The sequence below is a fragment of the Caballeronia sp. 11_S32 genome, assembly GCF_056930355.1.
Genome location: NZ_JBXOWH010000001.1, coordinates 872,721 through 888,903, shown reverse-complemented (window position 1 = coordinate 888,903; position 16,183 = coordinate 872,721). Strand labels below are relative to the sequence as shown.

Here is a 16,183-nt window from a genome sequence, read left to right as displayed (position 1 = left end):
GAGATGAGGGCGTGCATGCAGCATGCCAGATACCAGATGGCATTTTGCGTTATGCATCTTGCATTCGAAATGCACGCGGACGTGATCAACCGATCGATGAGGGAAAAAATGAGGACAGCTGGATGGAGGCTCGTACTCGCGCTGACGGCGGGCGCGACGATAGGCGTGTCGGGCACGGCGGGCGTGGCGATGGCGCAATCGGGCGGCAACGGCAATGGCGGCTCGGGAGGCGGCAACGCGCACGGAGCGGCGACGGCCGGGCCCACCGTGGGTGGCGATAACACGTCCGCACCCGGCAGCACGCACAAGGGCGGCTTTCACTTCAAGCACAAGAAGAAGGTGAAGCCCGCATCGCCTGCGCAATGACGCGCTGAGACGATGGCGCGCGAGCGCCATCGTGTGGACTTCGTATATCGCCGATCAGGCCGGGGCGCCTTCCACGTCGATATCGTCGGTGCCGAGGCGGGAGAAGATGTCGCAGACCGCGCGCATCTCGGCTTCGTCGCGAATGCTGACGATCACGCGTGTAATGCTGCAACCCGCGTCGGGATCGCCCACGTCCGCGCCGAATGACGGGAGGATGTCGTCGCCGGAAACGTCGAGGCCGAATGGATATTCGTGCGTATCGACCACCCCGAGATGCTCTCCGTGGCCGGCGTACTCCGCCGCGATCCACTGCGTCTGCGAGCTGGCATTCTGTGATTGCGAGGAATGGAAATCGGCGAAACCGCTCATGCTCGCCAGGCGGACCCGGTCGCCCGCGATGCCTTCCGCGCGTAGATCTTCCAGTGCTTCATCCAGCTTACGGGAGCCAAAGAACGCTCCGCTGACTTCACGCATCATTTGCTCGTCTCCTTGCCTGCAACCCTCGATGCCGCGCCTCAGTATCGCCGTGAATCCGACGAATGTGAAGCCGGGTCTGCCCCGGCTGCCGCCTGAATGACGAGTGAGCGCGATGCGCGCGCCGAATTACGTGATCGAGCGCATAGACACGCGCGGCGACGAGCCGGTGAACCGCTGCGCTCAGGCCCGCGACTGCGCGAGATGATGGCGAATCCAACGGATGCGGCATGGATTCGCGAGCCGGACGATAAAGCGAACTGCGCTTCTTCCAGACGAACAGGCACCGCCGGATGCAGGCTGATGCCGTCTGGCTTGCGCGTCTTCACTTCATGCGGTACTTGAACTTTACGCCCCAACAAACGGATTATCAACGGTTTGTTTTGGCCCCAATCCAATGATTTTCAAGCATGTTTCGACGACTGAAGATTGGCGTGTCGTCATCGCTGGATTGGAGCGAGTGCAGATTCTAAAGATCGCAAAACGGGCCGAGAATCTGGCATTCAAAATACCGGCCGGGTCAATAGTCATCGTACAAGCTGCCGCGCGCCCTATAATGGGCCATCGAGCATACAAAGATCGGCCTTCCAATGTCCCAAGCACTCGCGTCCGGCGCGCTTCGCCGTTCCCGTAATCTCACCGAGGAAGTGGTCGCCGAGTTGTCGGAGCGGATTCGCAGCGGCGCGCTGCAGCCCGGCGACAAGCTGCCGACGGAATCGGAGATCATGGCGCAGCTCGGGGTGAGCCGCACGGTCGTGCGCGAATCGATCTCCCGGCTGCAGGCGGCGCGTCTCGTGCAAACGCGGCATGGCATCGGCACCTTCGTGCTCGAAGCGGGCGATCAGGACCGCTTCCAGATCGATTCCGCGGGCGACCTCACCGTGCGCGACGTGATGGCTATTCTCGAGCTGCGCATCAGCCTCGAAGCGGAGGCTGCCGGTCTCGCCGCCATGCGCCGCACCGATGAAAACCTCGCGCAGATGCGCCGCGCGCTCGACGATTTCGAGCGGCTAGTCGAAGCGGGCGAGGGCAATGCGGTTGCCGCCGATGTCGCGTTCCATCTCGAGCTGGCGAAGGCCACCGGCAACCGCTATTTCCACAGCATCCTGAGCCAGCTCGGCAATACGATCATTCCGCGCACGCGCGTCAATTCGGCGGCGCTCGCGCATAACGATCCGGGCAGCTATCTGGACCGGGTGAACCGCGAGCACGAAGATATCTACGATGCGATCGAGCGTCGCGATCCCGAAGCGGCCCGCGCGGCGATGCGCATGCATCTGTCGAACAGCCGCGAGCGCTTGCGGCGTGCGCAAGAAGCGTCGGCGAAAGCGCAGGACGCTGTCTGAGGGTTGCCGTCTGGCCGCAAAACCTAATCGAAACGCAGACTGTCTAGTCTTCGTCGAGCATGACGGACAGCGTGCCCGCTGCGCTCTGCACGCCAGCAACGAGATCGATTTCATGCGGCGTCATCTTGGCGATCGCACGTAAGAGACGCGGGGAAAAGCGCGCGCCGAATCGCGCAAGCTCCGCTTCGCGCGCAGCGTCGTCGGCATGGGCGAGTGCGCGCAATTCACGCAATGGCAAGCCGACGAACAGATCGAGTGCATACGGCGGCGCATCGACGTCAGCGATCGTTTGCGGCGAATCCGGCGCGCGAATGCGCAGGCCCGGTTGCAGATGCGATTCGAGTTCCATCGTCACGTCATAGTTTGCTTCCGCCTGCAGCGCCGCATGCGCTTCGTTTCGCAGGAAGGGCGCAACGGATTGCAGGCGAGCCAGTTCTTCATCGGAGAGCAGCATGAGTTTTCTCCATGGACATCGATACAAGTTATCACGCTAGAGCCGCAGCTTGCTGCCGGGAAAAGTTGACCGATGAATCGCTTCGGCACCGCGAAGCAAATTCTTGCCTCGGGGAAATCAGTGGTAAGCCTTACTCGAAATATTGAGGAAGTGCGTCCGTCATTGGCATGTATCATGGCGCCGCTACGAACAAGTTCTTAGTGAAGCAAGGCACAAACGTTTGCGCATCTTTCGCATTTCTTATCACCGGCTTAAGGGCCCGCGCTTGGCAGGGATTAGACGCTCGCCTAACCCGCTTTCACGATAAGATCACAATGACCGAAACTGACAAAACCGCCAGTTACGCGTCAACCAATCTCTTTCCTTAGCCGTTAGCTCGTCAGGTCATCCGGTCGCTTGCGGACCACGCCAATCGACCTCAAGAGAAATATCGATTGGTCTTGTCGAGCATTGCCGGCTACGCGCTTTCACCAAGCTTGCAAATCTGGCGTCCCTATCGATAAACCTTCTTCAAGGTTTATCAAATCCCTTGCTTTTTCTTTACGAACGGCTAAGGGCAGAAAGGCATTCGAATTATTACCAAAAATTTCCGGCATATTGCTGCCGGAGTGTGGAGACCGGGCATTTGAAGATCTTACATAGCGAGTCGTCGACGGGATGGGGCGGTCAGGAGATCCGCACCCTGAAGGAGATGGTGGCTTTGCGCGAAAGCGGTAATACCGTCGAACTGATTTGCCCGAGCGACGCGCGGCTCGGACAGCGATGCTCGGAACTCGGTTTCGCGGTTCATCACGCACGCATGCGCGGCGGCGGCGACATGCAGTCGATGCTGCGCGTCAAAGCGCTCCTGCGGCGCGGCGCATTCGACGTGCTCAATACGCATAGCGGTCACGACAGTCTCGTCGCCGGCACGGCGGCGCGTCTCGCGCGAACACCGCTCATCGTGCGCACACGTCATCTCGCATTGCCTATTTCCTCGCTTGCGACTTATACGTGGATCCCGCATCGTGTGATCGCGGTGAGCCACTACGTCCGCCGCTATCTGATTTCCGCGGGCGTCGCGGAGAAGCGCGTGCAAACGATCTATGACGGCATACCCAAGCCGCAGCCGGTCGCGCATTCGACCTTGCGCGAGGAACTCGGCCTCGGGCGGGACGCGTTCATCGCATGCATGGTTGCGATCATGCGCGACAAGAAAGGTCATGAAGATCTGATCGCCGCGGTGCGCCCGCTGCTCGACACGCATCCGAACCTGCATATCGTGATGGCTGGCGATGGTCCGCTCTTCGGGCGCATCAAGGGCATGGTCGATAGCCTCGGGCTCGCGCAGCGCATTCACGTACTGGGCTTTCGCACCGACGTGCCCAACATTTTCCGCGGCTCCGATCTTTTCGTGCTGCCCACGCATCAGGAAGCGCTGGGCCAGGCTTTCATCGAAGCGATGGCGGCGGGCTTGCCGGTCATCGGCACGCATGTCGATGGCGTGCCGGAACTCATCGAAGACAACGTGAACGGGCTGCTCGTTCCGCCTCATGATCCGGCTGCATTGCGCGCGGCTATCGCTCGCATGATCGACGATCCCGTGTTGCGGCAGCGCCTTCAGCGTGAAGGTCTGCGCATCACCGAGCGCGGCTTCACTGTCGGTGACATGGCGTATGAAACGGCGCTGTTTTATCGGCGCGCGTTGCAGGAGCGAGGACATCGCCGATGAGCAAAAGGCAGGCGCGCGCCGTGCCCGTGTTGATGTATCACCACGTCAGCACGTCGCCCGGCATGATCACCGTGACGCCCGCGAATTTCGCGGCGCAAATGGATTACCTTGCGAGCGCGGGCTATCGCACGATCGGCTCGGCCGAGCTCGCGGCTTTCCTGAGCGGCGAGGACGTGCCCGCAAAATCCATTGTCATAACATTCGACGATGGCTATCTCGACAACTGGGTGCATGCGCATCCGGTATTGAAGCGCCACGGCTTCACCGCGCTGTGCTTTCTCGTGAGCAGTTGGCCCGGCGAAGGCGGTGTGCGTCCGAATGCAACGAATGGTAGTTCGGGGCTTCCGCCATTGCTCGATCATCACGCGGGCGAACGCGCCATAGAAAACGGCCGCGCCGACGATGTCATTCTGCGCTGGTCCGAAATCGAAGCGATGCGCGAAGCCGGCACTTTCGAGTTTCATAGCCACACGCACACGCATGTGCGATGGGATCAGGTCACGGGCACGTCAGGCGAGAAACGCGAGCGCTTGCATGAAGATCTGAGCGCGGCGCGTGCCGCATTGCGCACGCGTCTCGGAGAAGTATCCGATCATCTGTGCTGGCCGCAAGGCTATTACGACGACGACTATCGCGAAGTCGCATTGAACGCGGGCTTCAGGCACTTCTATACCTGCCATACCGGCACGAATGTCGGAGCGAATCCGCTGGATCGCTCCGCATCCTCCGATGCCGAGCACAGCATCAAGCGACTGGAAGTGCGCGATCGGCCGGCGTCATGGCTGGCGTCGCGCTTATGGGTGCATACGCGGCCCGCGATCAGCCGCGCTTATCTAAGCATGAAGCGTTGATTCAACGGCGATGCGACTGCACGAAAGCGGCAATCGCATCGTTCACCGCATCGGTCGCATCGCGATGCGGCGAGTGGCGGCACTGCGCGAGCTTCACGAGTTGCGCATGATCGACCGCCGCTTTGATCTTGTCGAGTTGCAGCATCGATGCGTATTCGTCGTCGTAACCTTGAATGGCGAGCAAGGGACGGCTGATCGATGCTATCTCGTCCGTGATGTCCCAATGCAGGAACGCGGGATTCAACCACGCATCGTTCCATCCATAAAAGGCTGAATCCACGTCGCAGTGGTAAGCCTTCAACTTCTCTCGGAACGAAGTCGTCTCATAGGTGACGCGGGCTTTTTCGATGCCCTCGACTGTCATCGGCTCGACGAACACATGCGGCGCCATGACGGCGAGACCGGCTAGCGCTTCAGGAAAGGCGCTTGCATAGAGCAGCGCGATCGTGCCGCCATCGCTATGCGCGATGAGCCACATGCGCGAGCGTTCTTCGGCGCTGATATCGAGCGCATCGAGCAGTGCGGGCAGAACATCATGTGCCTGCAGATGCAGGAACTCGACCGGCCATTTTTCGCCCTGCTGTCGCGGCGTCGAACGCCCATAGCCGGGTCTCGAATAAACAAGACCCCGGCACTTCAGGCGATCGCACAGCATTTGCGGCCAGTCTTTCCACAGCGCGATCGATCCCAGTCCTTCATGCAGGAATAGTGCGACGGGCGCATCGGCGCGTTCGGCATTCAGCCACTGATACTCGATGCGCAGCGCACTGGCGCCGTCATTCAATTCGACGAACCGTGTCGTGTCGCTGCTTGCTGCTGGATTGTTCATGTTGCGTGCGGGCTGAGCATGGAGCGATAGAGATTAACAGACGCGGTGCACGCTCAATCCAAAGAGCGATAAAACCCGACCATCGAATGCATCATTTTCGATGTCAGGCATGCCACGAAATGCTGATCGGTTCAACTGAAAAAGCGCGATCCATTCGACTGATTTTTTTCTCTGGACGCCGCCGAACTTTTTCTGCGAAAGTGATTCGTAAGGAACTCGCCGCGCTGCAACGCAGATGCGGCCCTTTTTGATCCCGGAGAGAAATGCATGAATAGACCGAAACGAATGCTATTGGAAAACATTGCCTGGGCACGCGAGACCGCGCATGCCGATGCGCAATTCTTTCCGCGTCTAGCGCAAGGGCAGAGTCCCAAGGTGTTGTGGATCGGCTGCGCGGATAGCCGCGTGCCGGCCGAAACGGTGACGAACGCCAATCCCGGCGATCTGTTCGTTCATCGCAACATCGCGAACCTGTTTTCTCCTTCGGATGACAACACGATGAGCGTGCTGGAATACGCGGTGCGCGTGCTGAAAGTCGATCACGTGATCGTATGCGGCCATTACGGATGCGGCGGCGTGCGCGCCTCGCTCCTGCCGCAATCGAGCGACTTGCCGCACGTGAATCGCCGTATCGCGCCGCTATGCGCATTGGGCGAGCGGCATCGCAACGAGCTCGATGCATTCTCGGAGCTCGATGCACGCGCGAATCGTCTCGCCGAGCTGAACGTGCTCGAGCAGGTGCGTCTGTTGCGGCAGCACGCCGTCGTGTGCGACCGCGACGAGCCGCCGCTCGTTCACGGATGGATCTTCGGCCTTCATGACGGCCTCATCAAAGTGCTCGCTTCCGGCTACTCGGAAGAAGGCGAAACGCAAGACGCCGAACGCGTGCAGGTCTCGTCGCTTCAGGCCGCTTAGAGCGGCTCAATCCAATCGATCGCTTCCTGATGCGATGTCGCTTTCGCGACCTTCGCAGGCCCCAACTCGTTCGAAAAAATCATGAACTCAAGTAACCGTCTAGCCACTTTCCCGCGCGATGTATTCGCGGGCACTGTCGTGTTTCTCGTCGCCATGCCGCTATGCTTAGGCATCGCCAATGCATCGGGCGTCGCGCCGTTCGCCGGGCTGCTGTCCGGCATCATCGGCGGCCTCGTCGTCGCACTGCTGAGCGGTTCGCAACTCAGCGTGAGCGGCCCGGCCGCGGGTCTCATCGTGATCGTCGTCGACGGCATCGCGGGACTCGGCAGCTTTTCCGCGTTTCTGCTCGCCGTGCTGCTGTCAGGCGCGATCCAGTTCGGCTTCGGCATGCTGAAGGCAGGGCGCTTTGCTGCCTATGTGCCTTCGTCGGTGATCAAGGGCATGCTCGCCGCGATCGGCCTCTTGCTCGTCATCAAGCAGATTCCGCTGGCCGCCGGATTCGCGAATCACGGCGCGCCGGCCGCGAGCGGTCCCGGCATGTTCGGCACGCCCTTCGGCCCGATATCGATGGCGGCGTGCATGGTGGCCGTCGTATCGCTCGCGATGCTGGCAGGCTGGGAAACACGCGCGATGCGCCGTTTCGCGCTCGTGCGTGCCGTGCCCGCGCCGCTCGCGGTGGTCGCGTTCGGCATCGGCGTGACGCTGCTGCTCGATCTGCTCGCGCCGGGCTTCGCACCGCCCGCGCAACATCGCGTCGCGCTGCCGTCGCTCGAGTCGTTCGCCGCGTTCACGCATGCGCTCGCATTGCCGAACTTCTCGCAGTTCGTGAATCCCGATGTGTGGCGGCTTGCGTTGACGCTCGCTATCGTCGCGAGTCTCGAAACGCTGTTGAGCCTCGAAGCCGTGGAGCAACTCGATCCGAAGAAGCGCGCGGCGCATCCGGACCGTGAACTGAAGGCGCAAGGCATCGGCAACATGATGGCCGGTGCGATCGGCGCGTTGCCGATCACGTCGGTCATCGTGCGCAGTTCGGCAAACGTGCATGCGGGCGCGCAGAGCCGCTGGTCGTCCTTCGTGCATGGGGCGCTGCTGCTCGTGAGCGTGTTCGCGCTCACGAGCGTGATCAACCTGATTCCGCTCGCCTGTCTCGCGGCCATCCTGATCTTCACGGGGCTGAAGCTCGCCAAGCCTTCGTTGTTCGCGGCGGTCGCGAAGCAAGGCATCGAACGTTTTGCGCCGTTCATCGTGACCATTGCCGGCGTATTGCTGACGGATTTGCTGATGGGTATTCTGCTCGGCATCGCGTGCAGTCTCCTGCTCGCGATCAGCGCGAATCTGAAGCGTCCGATCACGATTGCGCAGCATGACGATCACTACCTGCTCTCGTTCCGCAAGGACGTGTCGTTTCTCGCGAAGGTGACGCTCAAGCATCATCTGCGCGCAATTCCCGATGGCGCGACGGTGATCTTCGATGCATCGCGCGCGGACTATATCGATCCCGACGTGCGCGAGGAGATCGAAAAGTTCGTGGCGGCGGCGCCTTCGCGCGGCATGCATGTCGAATGCAGGAAGCTGCCGCGTGCGCAGTCGCAAGCGGGCATGCCTGCCGTGCGCGGACGATGGCTCGGACTGACGAGGCAAGGCATGACATCCGAGTAGGCGAGCGCGCGAGATCAACCCGGCGTCGATGGCGTTAGTTGGGCATAGACATCGTGCGCGAGCTCGAGCATCACCTTGCGATCGATGCCGCCCGACACCGCATAACCGAAATCGCCATCGATCCAGTAAAAGACGTTCACGGGCCCGTCCTGATACAGCTTGAACGCTGTGGTGTTCGTGCGCGTCTTGCGATGCGAGATGCAGAGCGTCACGCGTTCGCCCTTGGCATCGCGATACATGAACTGCGCGGTCGGGCCGTTTTCGTCGGGAAGAATGCGCCCGCCCATCAATTCGAAACCGCTCTTCGTGAGCAGAGGCGGATGCACGTCGGTGCCGAGCTTGTTCGACAGATACTGAACGAAGTCCTGATCGCGGTCCTTGCCGATATCGTCCGGACGGTCGACAGCAGGCATGTACACGACATGCGCGATCGCGGCCTGACGCGCCATGCTTTCCATGCCCTCGGCGCTCACGTTACGCGTGTTCGATGCATTCACGCCGGACAGCGGCGCCGGATCGCGCGCCATGTTCGTGCCGATGCCAATGCCGATGCCCAGCACGAGCGCCGCCGCCATGCCCGCGAATTGCGGCCAGTTCGGCGCGCTCAGTACGGGCCGCTTCTTCAACGTGCGCAAGCGCGCGGGCATGGGTTCGTTGAGCACGCGGTCGTAGCGCTCATGGAACATGTTGTTGAGCGAGAAGTAATCGCTCACGCGCGCGGCCAACGCGGGATTGAGTTCGATCGCGCGCTCGACCTGTTCGCGGCGCTCGGCCGAAAGCGCGCCATCGACATACGCGTGGAGATCTTCTTCGCTGATCGGGGTTTGTCGATCGCTCATCGCACCACCTTCAGTTTCGCACTGGGCTGCGTGCCCGCCATCAACGCGCGCAGGCGCTCGCGTCCGCGCGATAACCGTGACATCACGGTGCCGATGGGAATATCGAGCGCGTTCGCCACTTCCGCATAACTCATCTCTTCCAGCCCGACGAGCAGAACGACTTCACGCTGCTCGGCGGGCAGACGCTGCAACGCGTAGTCGAGATCGCGCACCTCGAGCGAGCGGATCTGGTTGCCCGGCGCGGCGAACTCGCGTTCGCTTATCTCATCATCGTCGTCGATGGAAACATGCATCGCGCGCGCCGACGCCTTGCGCACCTGATTCACGAATACGTTATGCATGATGGTGAATAGCCACGCGCGCAGATCGGTGCCCGCTTCGAACCTCTTCGTGTGTGACAGAGCGCGCTCGATCGTGTCCTGCACGAGGTCGTCCGCGAGATCCCGGTTGGTCAGGAGCGCGCGCGCATAGCGGCGCAATCTCGGAACGTGGTCCATCAATTCGTCGCGGATGTCCATCGTTTTATCCGTCATCTATCGAATGGCGCGAGCATTCGCCGCCGCGCCTATGGATATATGAACAAGACCGAGCGCATTTTATTCCGCCTGCCGGGCCGCGAATGTCAACGCGTCGGCGGCGCGCATGAGTCCGCGCGTGTCCGCGCGCCCTGCGAGCACGTGGCGCTTACCTTGCGTGGTCCACGAAAGCAGACGGATATCACCCACGCGCTGCGCGCTCCATTGCGGCTCGTCGCTCGCGAATGGCGCGGACGCGATCAGGAGGATCACGGCATCGCCCGCCGCGTTGCGGTAGTCGAGTTCGTCGATATGCGTGAGTTCGCCTGCACGCCGCGCCCTGGTCGCAATCGGTTCGAGGCCGACGGGCGTCAGTTCGACGAAATGCGGATCGTGCGATACCAGCGGCCGCACGTTCGTGCCGCGCTGGCTCGAGGTTTCCATCAGCGCCATCACGGCGGCGGCATCGAGCATATCGGCGGATACGTGAGTTGGCGTGCACCAGCCTGCAACGGCGATCGCAGCGCATGTGCCGATGAACACGTGCCGCAGGACACTTCTCAGGCACCTGCCCGGCGAAAGGCCGTTATCGGAGAAGGTCAGCGGGTCGTCCATGTTGGGCATCGATGTTCATAAGCTCTCGATGCGCTAACCTTCAGGACGAGCGTTTTATTCCATCGGCGATCCGATTTATTTTCTCGGGCGAAAAAAAAGTCCGGAACCGCCCGGGAATTATTTTTTATTGTCGCTGAACGCAAATCGTTGTAGACGCCGCTCAGGAGACGATCGAGATCGAGAATCCGTCCCATCCCTTGCTGCCGACTGTCTGAATCGCCGTGGACGACACGTGGGAATCCTTGGCCAGCATATCGAAGAACTGGCGCACGCCGATGACGTCCGGATCGGCGCTGCCGGCGTCCGCGACGCGGCCGCCGCGTATTACGTTGTCGGCAACGATCACCGTGCCTGGACGGCTGAGGCGCAAAACGAGGCGCAGGTACTCGGGATAGCTTTGCTTGTCGGCATCGAGGAAGATGAAATCGAAAGGCGGAATGCCGTCGCGCGCGAAGTCTTCGAGCGTGTCGGCGGCATCGCCGACGATCACCGACACGACGCCCGACAAGCCCGCACGCTCGATATTTTTACGCGCGACATCCGCATGATGCGCGTCGGCTTCGAGCGTGAGCAGCGTGCCGTCGGCGGGCAGGGCGCGCGCGAGCCAGATCGTGCTGTAGCCGCCGAGCGTGCCGAGTTCGAGAATGCGCCGTGCGCCGCACAGGCCAGCGAGCATCTGCAGCAGCTTGCCCTGATTCGGCGCGACGTTGATCGCGGGCAAGCCCGCTTCCGCGCTGGACTTCAAGGCTGCTTCGAGCGATTCGTCGGGAGTTTGTGTCTGCTTGCACAAGTACTCGTCCATCGCAATCCATTGCTGCTCGTTCATCGCATCTCCTCGCCGTTGCCGTGGTCGCGTCAACGACACGATACAGCACGAATAAGGGCCGTTGCTGCGATAAATGATTTAGATGGCCTCGTAAGTACTTCGCAATCGGGGTGACACATTCAGTGTCATAAACTCTTCTGTTCGGCGCGTCCGATAGCGGTTTTGGACACCACGGATGATCCGCGGCGCATGTCATGGCCGAGCTGATCGACGGTCAGACGTATCGCATCGATCAATGCGCGTGCTGCCGGCGACGGCGTGCCGCCCGCGCGCATCGTGAGGCCGATCTCGCGTTGCGTGTTTTGCAGGGGAATGTCCATCACCACGAGCTGGCCCGCTTCGCACTCGTAGTGCAACTGCTGCGCGGACACGGCGGCGAGCATATCCGTGTGCATCAAAAGACCGCGAATGACCGCGAGATCCGCCGTTTCGACGCTGGGCATGGGCGGCTTGAGCTTCCAGCGTTTGAACTGCGCCTCGAACATGCCGCGCGCGGGCGCCTGACTGCGCGGCAAGATCCATTGCGCGTCAATGAGATCCTTGAGCGTCGAGCCGCTCGCGCCAGCAAGCGGATGCCCGCGCCGCGCGATCACGACGATGTCCTCCGACATCAACCGTTCGTTGACGAGCCCGCTCGATGCATCGTTCTGACGCAGCGCGCCGAGCACGAAGTCGATATCGCCCGCACGCAGTCCCGCGACGAGCGTTTCATATGAACTCTCGTCCGTCACGATGCGCACGCCCGGATATTGCGCGGCCACGCGCGCGATTGCGCCCGGCAGAATCAGCGTTCGTCCGAGCGGCAGCGCGCCCACCGTGACATAACCTTGAATCGTGCCGCGCAGGGCCGCGAGATCGTCGGGAATGTGGCGCAGTTCGTTCAGCGCGCGACGCACATGCAGGAGGAGGGTTTCGCCTTCGCTCGTGAGCAGCAGTCCGCGCGGGCTGCGGTAGAACAGTTGCATGCCCGCGCCCGTTTCCATGATGCGAATGGCGCTGGATACCGCGGGTTGACTGAGACCCAAGGTCTGCGCGGCGCTCGGCATATGACGATGGCGCGCGAGCGCGGAGAACAGTTGCAGACGCCGCGTATTGAGCAGAAAGGCGGGAAGCGTGCCGCCCGCTGCGCTGCGGCGGCGCGACTGCCGCGTTGCGCACCATTGCGCCAGTTCCTCGAGTTCTCCGAAGATGCGCTCGCATCTCGACAGCACCGCGCGGCCCGCGGGTGTGGGCAACATGCCCGATGAACGCCGCTCCAGCAAGGTCTCGCCGACCGCCGCTTCGAGTTCCTGCAGCGAACGCGTGACCGCCGATTGCGCACGGAACAGCGCGGCGGCGGCGCGCGTGGCGCTGCCCGTCTGCGCGACGAGGCGGAATGCGCGCAGGTAGGCGAGGTTGAGCAGTTCTCGATTGTCCATGTGCGAAGGGCGCGTGAATGCGATAGCTATCAGTTTGATTTATCGCATGGTAACGCCTCTCGACGCACGGTCACTCGCGTCAAGCCGATACAACGGGCGTAATGGCCTTTCCGCTTGCAAAGAAGGACACGATGTTATCGATGGTGAGTTGCGCCATCGCGAGCCGCGTTTCGTGCGTCGCGCTGCCGATATGCGGACTCAGCACGACGTTATCGAAAGCGCATAGCGCCGACGCTTCGAGCGGCTCGCATTCGAACACATCGAGCGCCGCGCCCGCTATGGCTTTGCGTTCCAGCGCTTGCACGAGCGCGGCTTCATCGACGACGGAACCGCGCGCGATGTTCACGAGCATGCCCTTCGCGCCGAGTGCGTCGAGCACGGCGGCATCGACGAGATGCCGCGTCTCACTGCCGCCGGGACACGCCGCGATGAGAATGTCTGACCAGCGCGCGAGTTCATTCGGATGCGCGAACCATTCATGCGCTAGCGCCTGCTTCGTGCGTCCGTAGTACGCGATATCGACATCGAAGGGCGCGAGCCGCCGCGCTATCTCCTTGCCGATGCGTCCCATGCCTAAGATGCCGACACGCTTGCCCGCAAGGCTCGACCCGAGAGGAAACGCCCCCTTCGACCACGCGCCCGAGCGCACGAAGCGATCGGCCTGCGGCAATTGCCGCAACAGTGCGAGCATGAGCCCGATGGTCAGCTCGGCAACTGCCGCGTTGAGCAGATCCGGCGTGTTCGCAACCACGATGCCACGCTCACGCGCGAACTCGACGGGAATGCGATCGAAGCCCACACCGCTCGTCGCGATGATCTTCAGCGAAGGCAGCCGCTCGATCAACGCGATGTCGATGTCGTAGTTCGAGCGTGTGACGATCGCGCCGACGCGCTCGCGCAACGCGTCATCCGCGTCGATAGCCGCGAGCGAGACGGGCGCGAAGCGCGCTTGCAGCAGTGCATGCGCGTTCGCCGGAAAATCGCCGATGCGCAGCACCGGCGGCAAGCTCACTTTCATGTCGATGCAATCAGACATCGATGCCTCATTTATTGACGAGCCGCGCGGGCACGAACACCAGGATCAGGAGCGCCGACACCACAAGCGATGCCGCGACGACGAAGAGTCCCGATGATAGCGAATGCGTGACCGTCTTGAGCCAGCCGATCACAGCAGGGCTGATGAAGCCCGCGAGATTGCCCGTGCAATTGATGAGCGCGATCCCCGCGGCCGCGCCCGTGCCGCCTAGAAACGCGGTGGGCAGCGCCCAGAACATCGGCAAGGCGGTGATGACGCCCGCCGTCGCAAGCGTGAGCCCGAGCACCGAGATCGCGGACGACGAACCGAACAGCGCGCACAACACGAAGCCCGATCCTGCGATGAGCGCGGGTATTGCCACATGCCAGCGCCGCTCGCGCGTGTGATCGGCGTGCCTGCCTGTCACGATCATCGAAACGAGCGCGACGGAGTAGGGAATCATCGTGAGCAGACCGATGATGAATGCGTCCTCGATGCCCGTCGAGCGCAGGATGGTCGGCTGCCAGAAGCCGATCGCATACGAGCCCATCACGATGCCGAAGAGGATCAGGCACATCAGGTACACGCGGCCCGACGTGAACACGGCGCGCACCGAGCCATGCGTGTGCGTGGCGGTGTCGGCGGCGATTTCATCGAGGATCACGCTCTTTTCGCGTTCGGAGAGCCACGTTGCGTCGGCTACGCGATCGTCGAGATGACGCAGGATCACGAAGCCCAGCACGATCGAGGGCAGCGCTTCGATGATAAAGAGCCACTGCCAGCCCGCCAAGCCCCACGTGCCCTGCATCGCATGCATGATGTAGCCAGACACCGGGCCGCCGATGAGTCCCGACACCGGATTGCCCGCCATCAGCAGCGCGACCATCTTCCCGCGCCGATGCGATGGAAACCAGTACGTCAGATAGAGCACCATGCCGGGAAAGAAGCCCGCTTCCGCGACGCCGAGCAGAAAGCGCACGGCATAGAACTGCATCGGCGTGGAGACCCATGCGGTGGCCATCGAAAGCAGGGCCCATGTGACCATGATCCGCGCTATCCAGCGTCGCGCGCCGATGCGATGCAAGAGCAGATTGCTCGGCACCTCGAAGAAGAAATAGCCTACGAAGAAGAGGCCAGCGCCGAGGCCATACACCGCTTCGCTCAAATGCAACGTATTGAGCATTTGCAGCTTCGCGAAGCCGACATTCACGCGATCCAGATACGCGACCACGTAGCCGACGAACAGCAGCGGCATGAAGCGTAACGCGACGCGCTTGAAGATCGAATCGGCATCGTTCGTTTCGATCGACGCGGGCAGGGATGTACTGTTATACAAGTTTGTCTCCTGATTGGGGCAGAGCGTTGTTTTGTTTATGTGCTCGCTTGTGTGCGCCTTCAGTGCGCGGCTTCGGTCGATATCGCGAGTTCCGCCGCATGCGGAATGCGAAAGCCGATCGCCGTCAGCGCGCTTTCCAGTTGCATGCGTTGCGATGCATCCAGTTCCACGAGCGGGGCACGCAACGTGGCCCAGCCTTCGTCGCCGGATTGCCACGCGATCGCGGACTTCATCGCGGCGATCATCGGGAAGCGCTGGAACACTGCGCGTGTTTCGTCGAGGCGGCGCTGCTGCGCGGGTGCATCGACGGCTTGCCAGTCCCGCGCGAGACGGGAGATAGCCGCGGCGTTCACATTGCCCGTCGCGGTGATGCAGCCCGCGCCGCCTGCCTGCAACGTGCGCAAGAGGAAGGTCTCGCTGCCCGCGAAGACTTCGAAGCCGGATGCGGAGAACGCATCGATCAGCGCGGCCGTATTGCTCCAGTCGCCCGAGCTGTCCTTGATGCCCGCGATCGCGCCGGGATACGCCTTGAGCAGGCGCTCGATCAGGGCAAGACTCAGGCCGACCTGCGCGACAGGCGGAATGTGATAGAGATAGATCTTCAGGCGCGCATCGCCGATTGCTTCGATTACGCTCGCATACGCGCGAAAGAGTCCTTCGTCGCTCACGCCTTTGTAGTAGAACGGCGGCAGCATCAGCACGCCCGCACATCCGTTCGCTACCGCGTGGCGCGTCAGTTCGATCGTATCGGGCAGCGCGCATGCGCCCGTGCCCGGCATCATGCGTGCGGCGGGCAAGCCTGCTTCGAGGAGCGCATCGAGCAGGCCGCGCTTCTCCGCGACATTCAATGAATTCGCTTCCGAATTGGTGCCGAAGACCGCGAGGCCGACGTCGTCATTCAGCAGCGCGCGGCAGTGCCGAATGAAGCGCTCGGCCGAAGGCGAGCCGTCTTCGTTGAACGGCGTGAGCACTGGCGACAATGCGCCGTGAAAGCCATGCGGCGAGGTCATGATG

The 16,183-nt window shown here is 62.0% G+C and carries 17 protein-coding genes; 6 read left to right on the top strand and 11 right to left on the bottom strand.

The genetic code is table 11. From position 1 onward, the window contains the following. The first annotated feature begins 108 nt into the window (after window positions 1–108). Window positions 109–366 carry a hypothetical protein gene (locus tag AC1Z32_RS04125; protein WP_483477426.1) on the top strand — a complete coding sequence of 86 codons (258 nt, stop codon included), beginning with the start codon at window positions 109–111 and terminating at the stop codon, window positions 364–366. 54 nt (window positions 367–420) lie between these two features. On the opposite strand, the gene AC1Z32_RS04120 is transcribed toward AC1Z32_RS04125, so the two are convergent. Further along, window positions 421–843, bottom strand: a complete 423-nt coding sequence (locus AC1Z32_RS04120) for a hypothetical protein (RefSeq protein WP_483477425.1) — start codon at window positions 841–843, stop codon at window positions 421–423. A gap of 587 nt (window positions 844–1,430) precedes the next feature. Between AC1Z32_RS04120 and AC1Z32_RS04115 the strand changes: the two genes are divergently transcribed. After that, entirely contained in the window at window positions 1,431–2,186 is a 756-nt protein-coding gene (locus AC1Z32_RS04115; RefSeq protein ID WP_483477424.1) for a FadR/GntR family transcriptional regulator, read from the top strand. Window positions 2,187–2,229: 43 nt separating this feature from the next. Here the strand turns inward: AC1Z32_RS04115 and AC1Z32_RS04110 are convergent, their stop codons facing one another. Continuing rightward, window positions 2,230–2,640, bottom strand: coding sequence for a hypothetical protein (locus AC1Z32_RS04110; RefSeq protein WP_483477423.1), 411 nt, complete (start codon window positions 2,638–2,640; stop codon window positions 2,230–2,232). Between the two features lie 625 nt (window positions 2,641–3,265). Between AC1Z32_RS04110 and AC1Z32_RS04105 the strand changes: the two genes are divergently transcribed. Both AC1Z32_RS04105 and AC1Z32_RS04100 read left to right on the top strand, forming a co-directional pair. Continuing rightward, a complete protein-coding gene (locus AC1Z32_RS04105; protein WP_483477422.1) occupies window positions 3,266–4,351 on the top strand; it encodes a glycosyltransferase in 1,086 nt (361 codons plus the stop codon). Beyond that, complete coding sequence (locus tag AC1Z32_RS04100; protein ID WP_483477421.1) at window positions 4,348–5,202, top strand: polysaccharide deacetylase family protein; 855 nt, start codon at window positions 4,348–4,350, stop codon at window positions 5,200–5,202. The genes AC1Z32_RS04105 and AC1Z32_RS04100 overlap by 4 nt, the downstream gene beginning before the upstream one ends. Window position 5,203: 1 nt before the next feature. Here AC1Z32_RS04100 and AC1Z32_RS04095 read toward each other — a convergent pair whose 3' ends face one another. Next, window positions 5,204–6,031, bottom strand: a complete 828-nt coding sequence (locus tag AC1Z32_RS04095; RefSeq protein WP_483477420.1) for an alpha/beta fold hydrolase — start codon at window positions 6,029–6,031, stop codon at window positions 5,204–5,206. Window positions 6,032–6,298: 267 nt separating this feature from the next. Here AC1Z32_RS04095 and AC1Z32_RS04090 point away from each other — a divergent pair, with 267 nt between their 5' ends. Next, a complete protein-coding gene (locus AC1Z32_RS04090; RefSeq protein WP_483477419.1) occupies window positions 6,299–6,946 on the top strand; it encodes a carbonic anhydrase in 648 nt (215 codons plus the stop codon). Between the two features lie 81 nt (window positions 6,947–7,027). Continuing rightward, window positions 7,028–8,605 (top strand): SulP family inorganic anion transporter, encoded by a 1,578-nt coding sequence (locus tag AC1Z32_RS04085; protein WP_483477418.1) that lies wholly within the window; start codon window positions 7,028–7,030, stop codon window positions 8,603–8,605. Between the two features lie 14 nt (window positions 8,606–8,619). Here the strand turns inward: AC1Z32_RS04085 and AC1Z32_RS04080 are convergent, their stop codons facing one another. From AC1Z32_RS04080 to AC1Z32_RS04045, 8 genes are all read right to left on the bottom strand, one after another. Beyond that, on the bottom strand, window positions 8,620–9,444 hold the full coding sequence (locus tag AC1Z32_RS04080; protein ID WP_483477417.1) for an anti-sigma factor family protein: 825 nt from the start codon (window positions 9,442–9,444) through the stop codon (window positions 8,620–8,622). Further along, the gene (locus AC1Z32_RS04075; RefSeq protein ID WP_483477416.1) at window positions 9,441–9,962 is read right to left on the bottom strand and encodes an RNA polymerase sigma factor; all 522 of its coding nucleotides are present in this window, start codon (window positions 9,960–9,962) and stop codon (window positions 9,441–9,443) included. The genes AC1Z32_RS04080 and AC1Z32_RS04075 overlap by 4 nt, the downstream gene beginning before the upstream one ends. A gap of 78 nt (window positions 9,963–10,040) precedes the next feature. Further along, window positions 10,041–10,574, bottom strand: a complete 534-nt coding sequence (locus AC1Z32_RS04070; protein ID WP_483477415.1) for an anti-sigma factor — start codon at window positions 10,572–10,574, stop codon at window positions 10,041–10,043. A 160-nt stretch (window positions 10,575–10,734) separates the two neighbouring features. After that, window positions 10,735–11,400: an O-methyltransferase gene (locus AC1Z32_RS04065; protein WP_483477414.1), complete on the bottom strand. Its 666-nt coding sequence runs from the start codon at window positions 11,398–11,400 to the stop codon at window positions 10,735–10,737. Window positions 11,401–11,525: 125 nt separating this feature from the next. Beyond that, the gene (locus tag AC1Z32_RS04060) at window positions 11,526–12,818 is read right to left on the bottom strand and encodes a LysR family transcriptional regulator (protein WP_483477413.1); all 1,293 of its coding nucleotides are present in this window, start codon (window positions 12,816–12,818) and stop codon (window positions 11,526–11,528) included. 79 nt (window positions 12,819–12,897) lie between these two features. Then, entirely contained in the window at window positions 12,898–13,854 is a 957-nt protein-coding gene (locus AC1Z32_RS04055) for a 2-hydroxyacid dehydrogenase (protein ID WP_483477412.1), read from the bottom strand. A gap of 7 nt (window positions 13,855–13,861) precedes the next feature. Further along, window positions 13,862–15,169, bottom strand: a complete 1,308-nt coding sequence (locus tag AC1Z32_RS04050) for an MFS transporter (RefSeq protein WP_483477411.1) — start codon at window positions 15,167–15,169, stop codon at window positions 13,862–13,864. A gap of 59 nt (window positions 15,170–15,228) precedes the next feature. After that, window positions 15,229–16,179 carry a dihydrodipicolinate synthase family protein gene (locus tag AC1Z32_RS04045; RefSeq protein WP_483477410.1) on the bottom strand — a complete coding sequence of 317 codons (951 nt, stop codon included), beginning with the start codon at window positions 16,177–16,179 and terminating at the stop codon, window positions 15,229–15,231. Window positions 16,180–16,183: the final 4 nt, after the last annotated feature.

Bases quoted from the DNA above. Each gene is read 5' to 3' on its own strand.
- AC1Z32_RS04125 (WP_483477426.1), top strand. From the start codon at position 109: ATGAGGACAGCTGGATGGAGGCTCGTACTCGCGCTGACGGCGGGCGCG.
- AC1Z32_RS04120 (WP_483477425.1), bottom strand. From the start codon at position 843: ATGATGCGTGAAGTCAGCGGAGCGTTCTTTGGCTCCCGTAAGCTGGAT.
- AC1Z32_RS04115 (WP_483477424.1), top strand. From the start codon at position 1,431: ATGTCCCAAGCACTCGCGTCCGGCGCGCTTCGCCGTTCCCGTAATCTC.
- AC1Z32_RS04110 (WP_483477423.1), bottom strand. From the start codon at position 2,640: ATGCTGCTCTCCGATGAAGAACTGGCTCGCCTGCAATCCGTTGCGCCC.
- AC1Z32_RS04100 (WP_483477421.1), top strand. From the start codon at position 4,348: ATGAGCAAAAGGCAGGCGCGCGCCGTGCCCGTGTTGATGTATCACCAC.
- AC1Z32_RS04095 (WP_483477420.1), bottom strand. From the start codon at position 6,031: ATGAACAATCCAGCAGCAAGCAGCGACACGACACGGTTCGTCGAATTG.
- AC1Z32_RS04090 (WP_483477419.1), top strand. From the start codon at position 6,299: ATGAATAGACCGAAACGAATGCTATTGGAAAACATTGCCTGGGCACGC.
- AC1Z32_RS04085 (WP_483477418.1), top strand. From the start codon at position 7,028: ATGAACTCAAGTAACCGTCTAGCCACTTTCCCGCGCGATGTATTCGCG.
- AC1Z32_RS04080 (WP_483477417.1), bottom strand. From the start codon at position 9,444: ATGAGCGATCGACAAACCCCGATCAGCGAAGAAGATCTCCACGCGTAT.
- AC1Z32_RS04075 (WP_483477416.1), bottom strand. From the start codon at position 9,962: ATGGACATCCGCGACGAATTGATGGACCACGTTCCGAGATTGCGCCGC.
- AC1Z32_RS04070 (WP_483477415.1), bottom strand. From the start codon at position 10,574: ATGGACGACCCGCTGACCTTCTCCGATAACGGCCTTTCGCCGGGCAGG.
- AC1Z32_RS04065 (WP_483477414.1), bottom strand. From the start codon at position 11,400: ATGAACGAGCAGCAATGGATTGCGATGGACGAGTACTTGTGCAAGCAG.
- AC1Z32_RS04060 (WP_483477413.1), bottom strand. From the start codon at position 12,818: ATGGACAATCGAGAACTGCTCAACCTCGCCTACCTGCGCGCATTCCGC.
- AC1Z32_RS04055 (WP_483477412.1), bottom strand. From the start codon at position 13,854: ATGTCTGATTGCATCGACATGAAAGTGAGCTTGCCGCCGGTGCTGCGC.
- AC1Z32_RS04045 (WP_483477410.1), bottom strand. From the start codon at position 16,179: ATGACCTCGCCGCATGGCTTTCACGGCGCATTGTCGCCAGTGCTCACG.